Annotated in this window: 2 protein-coding genes; one reads left to right on the forward strand and one right to left on the reverse strand. The window is 65.6% G+C overall.

What is annotated here, in order from left to right:
- Positions 1 to 96 precede the first annotated feature (96 nt).
- Positions 97 to 1,572 carry a hypothetical protein gene (locus tag ACFWPJ_RS27235; RefSeq protein WP_378855501.1) on the forward strand — a complete coding sequence of 492 codons (1,476 nt, stop codon included), beginning with the start codon at positions 97 to 99 and terminating at the stop codon, positions 1,570 to 1,572.
- A gap of 3 nt (positions 1,573 to 1,575) precedes the next feature.
- On the opposite strand, the gene ACFWPJ_RS27240 is transcribed toward ACFWPJ_RS27235, so the two are convergent.
- Positions 1,576 to 3,123 carry a sugar transferase gene (locus ACFWPJ_RS27240; protein WP_378855505.1) on the reverse strand — a complete coding sequence of 516 codons (1,548 nt, stop codon included), beginning with the start codon at positions 3,121 to 3,123 and terminating at the stop codon, positions 1,576 to 1,578.
- Between the last annotated feature and the right edge of the window lie 640 nt (positions 3,124 to 3,763).

Genomic DNA, 3,763 nt, shown 5'->3' on the forward strand with positions numbered 1-3,763 from the left:
GGTTTCATCACCCCGATCCTGGGCTAATGGTTCGACCGCACCAGTATCCACACCGATGTCGTCCCGTTCGACACGCTCTGACGTCGAGGTGGCCGCGTGAAGCGCCCGGCCTTACGGATGCTGGCCGGCACTGCCGACCAGATCCTGTCCAGTGTCAGCAATGCCCTGATCGTCTTCGCCGTGGCCCGCACCGGCAGTGTGGCCGACTTCGGGATGGCCGGCGTGCTGTTCGCCGTCACCACCGCCACCCTCGCCATCACGCGCGCCGCCATCGGCACCCCGGTCCTGCTGCTGGCAGGCAGGCATGCCAGCTATGTCCTGCGACATACCCGCACCTCGGCGGGTGCTGCCCTGCTGTTCGGCCTGGCCATGGGCCTGGTCCTGGCCTTGGGCTCGCTGCTGCTGCCGAACCCTGCCATCGGATTCGGGTTCGCGGTGGCGATCCCGTTCCTGCTGACCCAGGACTCGCTGCGCTTCTCGGCCATCGCCCTCGGCCGGACCGAGGCGGCGTTCTGGTCGGACCTGGTATGGGCACTGGCCTCGGCAGCGCTGCTCGCCGCGGCGCTGCTCGACCGGACCCTTCTCCCGGTCGAAGCCGTGGTCTTCACCTGGGCCGCGTCGGCCGGGATAGCGTTGCTGGTCCTGCTGGTGTGGCTGCGGGTGGTCCCGACGTGGCGCGGCCTCGCCTGGTGGTCACGCAAGGAACGCCCGGCACGGTTGAACTTCGGTCTGGAGAGCAGTATCGACCAGCTCAGCGTGATCCTGGTGGTGGTGCTCTCGGCCACGGTGGTCGGCCCGGATGCCGCGGCCGCCCTGCGCGGTGCGGTCACCATTCTCGGCCCGTTCGCCATCCTGGCCACCGCGCTCAACCTGATCATCCTGCCCGAGGCCGGACGGGCACAGCTCACGACCGCCCAACTGTGGCGCGGACTGCGCAAAGTCGCCCTGCCGGTCTCACTGGCAGCGATCGCCATCGGTGCGGTGGCACCGTTCGTTCCGCGGTCACTCGGTGCGCTCGTCCTGGGCGAGAGCTGGGTGCCCGCGGCGCAGGTACTACCCCTGATCGGCATCGAGTACGCCGCCCTGATCTGGGTGGCTGTGGTACACAACCTTTTTCGTTACCACCGCGCATCGGGACAACTGCTGCGCGCTCGGGTCATCCAGACCGGCATCGCCATTTCGGTGTGCCTCGGCACCGCCCTGCTGGTCGGCTCGGCGCTCGCTGTCGCGCTCGGTATGGCGATCTCGGCCTGCGCCACCGCCGTGACGCTCGTGGTCTGGGCGATGCGCGGACTCGTCGCACAGGACACGCCGTCGGATACCGGCGCAGTCCCCATCGCGGCGCTTGCGCCCGGCGTCGATCCCGAACTCACGCAGCCTATTCCGCGGTTCTTCGAATACCAGCTCGCGGGTGGATTCCAACTGGCAGGCGGCCCCGCACCGTTCGACATCGATACCCCGACCACCAAGCTTCCGGTCATCGGGTCGACCGGTGCGGCCGCGCCCGAGTTCGACCCGGCGACCACCCGGCTTCCCGTCTACGGTTCGGCCAGCCTCCCTGAGCAACGATGAGTCTCAGTACGCCCCGTCGGCCGCGCTGACAGCGGAGATCGTCCTGGCGATGATCATGAGATCAGCCACCATCGACCAGTTTTCGACGTAGTACATGTCCAACCGCACCGCCTCGGCCCACGGCAGGTCCGAGCGGCCGCTCACCTGCCACAGGCCGGTGACACCCGGCCGGACCAGCAGCTTGCGCTGCAATCCGACGTCGTAACGCTCGACCTCTTCAGCCAGTGGTGGGCGAGGACCCACCACACTCATCTCGCCACGCAGCACATTCAGGAACTGTGGCAGCTCATCCATGCTGTACCGGCGCAGGAACCGCCCGACCCGGGTGATCCGTGGGTCGTCGCGCATCTTGAACAGCGGCCCAGCACCCTCGTTCGCCGCGGCCAGCTCGACTTTCATCCGATCCGCGCCGACGACCATGGTCCGGAATTTGATCATCTTGAACGGCTTGCCGTGCAGGCCGATCCGCTCGGCGCGATAGAACACCGGACCGCCGTCGAATTTTATCGCCAACGCGATGACGAGCATGGCCGGCGCAACGATGAGCAGGCACAACGCGCCGAAGATCCAGTCGAATGCGATCTTGCCGAAGGTGGTGGCCTGGTCGAAGTTCGGCTGGTCGATGTGCACCAGCGGGAGGCTGCCGACGGGGCGTAACTGCATACGCTGATCGGCGACGTCGGCGATGCCAGGCATGACCACGAGCTGGACTCCCAGGGGCAACAGTTCCCAGGCCAGTTCACGGATCCCCTGCGATCCCAACTGTTCGACCGCCGCGACGGCCACTGTATCCGCGCCGCAGTCGGTGATCACCTCGCCGATCGACGGCCGCCCCAGAAACACCGGTACGCCCAAGTCAGCGTATTCGTCCGTGGTTTCCTGCTTACCCGGCAGATACATGCCGACGATGCGATAGCCCGCCCGAGGGTCCCTGCCGAAGGCCTGCATCATGTCCCGTGCCGAGCGCGGATCGCCCACCACCAGCACATTCGTGAGGTAGCGGCCGACATTGCGCTCCCGGGCCGCGATCGTCCGCCACAATCTGCGGTTGATCATCAGGCCGACCAGTCCCACCGGTAGAGCGACGCCGAGGAACCCGCGGGCGAAATCGATCCGCAGCAGCAGGGACAGAATCGCGATACCACCGAACAACCGGAAGGCGATCAGCGCCAGCCGTTCATACTCCGCCCAGCCGTGTCCGATCAATCTGGCGGACCAGGCATCACCCCACACGAGCGCGCCCACCCACGCCGTGGCGAGCAATAACGCCACCACCGTGTAGCCGCCGAGTGTCTGCACCCATTCGGGCTGATTGACATCGCTGACCCCACCGAAACGCGCGAACCGTGCCATCAGCACCGCGCCGAAAATCACCAGGGAGTCGGAAACAACTAGTCGGAAGCGATTTTCGGCCTCGCAAGCATGCCTGCCCAATCGTGCGGTTGTGGATTTGGCCAGCTCTGACCATGCCCACCGCACGGAATGCTCGGGAGGAAAATCAGGCGCGCCCGCGCCTGGCGGGACATTGGAAGCAGCGGCCCTGTCGGCCATTCTTTTGTTCCCCCGTAGTAGAACTTTCGAGCCACAATGGGACTACCCGCCTCGAGCCAGCTGATCTCGCAGCTCGATGATCAGTGGAAGCGGGAACCCAGTCGAGAATTTGGATGGTCATTTCATCCGCATGGATCTGCCGGACCAGCGCGACGGCACGGAGGCTGCACACCGTGGGGTTGGCAGCCGTTCAAAGGTCGGCCTCAGGAGGCGTCGGTGCCAGCTGGTGGAGTGGTGCCGCCGTGGGCGGTTGCCACACCCGGGCCGAACACCACAAGACCGGTCTCGACAACGAGCCCGAACGCAACCTTGCGAAGCTGCCTCATCTAGTGAAACCCCTTGTTGGATACGAATTTTCCCGACCTCGTTGCCGGTCCCATGTTTCTAACACGACGCTGCGACAGTGCCGAACCCGCAGTAGCTGGACATAAGCCGCACCCGTTCGCCGGTTGGTAGCCAACATTGCCGACCATCCGCGGGCTTTTCATATCGATGTATCGATCGGTCACCTCCGAGGGGGCCGAATTGCCAGATCGCATCCGAATAACCGCTGACCAGTTGGCGAGCAACGACGCATTTCGATCCGCCCCCCAGCGCACCGATCACCGGCCGCCCACACGAACATGCACAGAACCTCTGC

Origin of the sequence: Nocardia sp. NPDC058497, from assembly GCF_042720195.1 — a bacterium.
Lineage (GTDB): Bacteria > Actinomycetota > Actinomycetes > Mycobacteriales > Mycobacteriaceae > Nocardia.